The sequence below is a fragment of the Actinomadura sp. NPDC049753 genome (assembly GCF_040674655.1).
GTDB classification, from domain to species: Bacteria; Actinomycetota; Actinomycetes; order Streptosporangiales; family Streptosporangiaceae; genus Spirillospora; species Spirillospora verrucosospora.
Genome location: NZ_JBFARL010000440.1, coordinates 1 through 1,728 on the forward strand (window position 1 = coordinate 1; position 1,728 = coordinate 1,728).

At 74.7% G+C, this 1,728-nt stretch carries 2 protein-coding genes; both read right to left on the reverse strand.

Annotated features, from left to right (window positions below):
* A partial coding sequence (locus AB0K37_RS42035) for an ABC transporter ATP-binding protein (protein WP_363991806.1) occupies positions 1–961 on the reverse strand: 961 nt, incomplete at its 3' end.
* Positions 958–1,728, reverse strand: a 771-nt coding sequence (locus AB0K37_RS42040) for an ABC transporter ATP-binding protein (protein WP_363991809.1), incomplete at its 5' end; no start/stop codon positions are given. The genes AB0K37_RS42035 and AB0K37_RS42040, both read right to left, overlap by 4 nt.

Here is a 1,728-nt window from a genome sequence, read left to right on the forward strand (position 1 = left end):
GTCTTCCGGCTCGTCCAGGGCGCGCGCGGCGTCCCATACCGCCGCCCTGGCGCGCTCGACGGCGATGAGCATCCGCGCGCACTTGTGCTTGACGCTCCCGCGGTGCTTCAAGGCGCAGGTGGAAGGCGCAGCCGGGCGGCGGCGCCGACGGGCTCGGCGGGTCGCCGCGGAGCACGATGCGCTCCCGCGCCCGTTCGGCCACCGGGTCGGGCAGCGGGATCGCCGACAGCAGAGCCCTGGTGTAGGGGTGCGCCGGCGCGCCGTAGACCACGTCCCGGGCCCCCGTCTCCACGATCCGGCCGAGGTACATCACGGCGATCCGGTCGCACACGTGCCGGACGACCGCGAGGTCGTGGGCGATGAACACGTACGCCAGGCCGAGCCGGCGCCGCAGGCCCGCCAGCAGGTTGACGATCTGGGCCTGGATCGACACGTCCAGCGCCGACACCGGCTCGTCCGCGACGACCAGCCGGGGGCCGGTGACGAGGGCCCGGGCGATCCCGATCCGCTGGGCCTGCCCGCCGGAGAACTCGTGCGGGTACCGGTCGAGGTGCTCGGCGCCGAGCCCGACGTACTCCAGCATCTCCTGGACGCGGGGCAGCGGGTCCCGCTCGCCCTGCACCCGCAGCGGCTCGGCCACGATGGAGCCGACGGTGTGGCGCGGGTTCAGTGAGGCGAACGGGTCCTGGAAGATGATCTGCAGGTCGCGGCGCAGCGGCCGCATCGCCCGCTGGGACAGCCCGGTGATGTCCTCGCCGTCGAAGAAGATCCGCCCTGCCGTGGGGTCCAGGAGCCGGACCAGCATCCGCCCGGTCGTGGACTTGCCGCAGCCGGACTCGCCGACCAGGCCGAGCGTCTCCCCGGCCCGCACCTCCAGGTCCAGGCCGTTCACCGCCCGCACGGCGCCGCGCCGCGTCTGGAACGTCTTGGTCAGGCCTTCCAGGCGAAGCAGCGCCGTCATCGGGGTTCCTTCGCGATCGTGAGCAGGTGGCAGGCCGCCGGATGGGACGTGCCGAGGAGCGCCGGACGGGTCGTCTCGCACACCTCGACCCGTTCGGCGCACCGCGGATGGAACGGGCACCCCGCCGGCGGAGACAGCGGAGACGGCGGGGCGCCCGCGATCGGGGCCAGCTCGCCGGGCGGGCCGGTGAGCCGGGGGAGGGAGCCGAGGAGCCCGCGGGTGTAGGGGTGCCGGGGCACGGCGAACAGGGCGTCGGCCGACGCCCGCTCGACCGCCCGTCCCGCGTACATGACCAGGACGTCGTCGGCGACCCGCGCGACCACCCCCAGATCATGCGTGATCATCAGGACCGCCAGCCCGCGCTCGCGCTGGATGCGCGCGATCAGCTCCAGGATCTGCGCCTGGACGGTCGCGTCCAGGGCGGTGGTCGGCTCGTCGGCGATCAGCAGGTCGGGCTCGCAGGCGAGCGCCATGGCGATCATCACGCGCTGGCGCATCCCGCCGGAGAACCGGTGCGGGTGGTCGCCCGCCCGCTCCCGGGGATGGGGGATGCCGACGTCGGCGAGCACCCGGACGGCCTCCTCGCGCGCCGCGCGGCGCGACGAGCCGAAGTGCAGCCGCCGCGCCTCGGCGATCTGCTCGCCCACGCTGTAGTGCGGATGCAGCGACGACAGCGGGTCCTGGAAGATCATCGCGACCTTCCGGCCGCGCAGCGCGCGGACGCGCTCGCGGTCCGCCCCGACGATCTGCGTCCCCGCCAGCTCGAT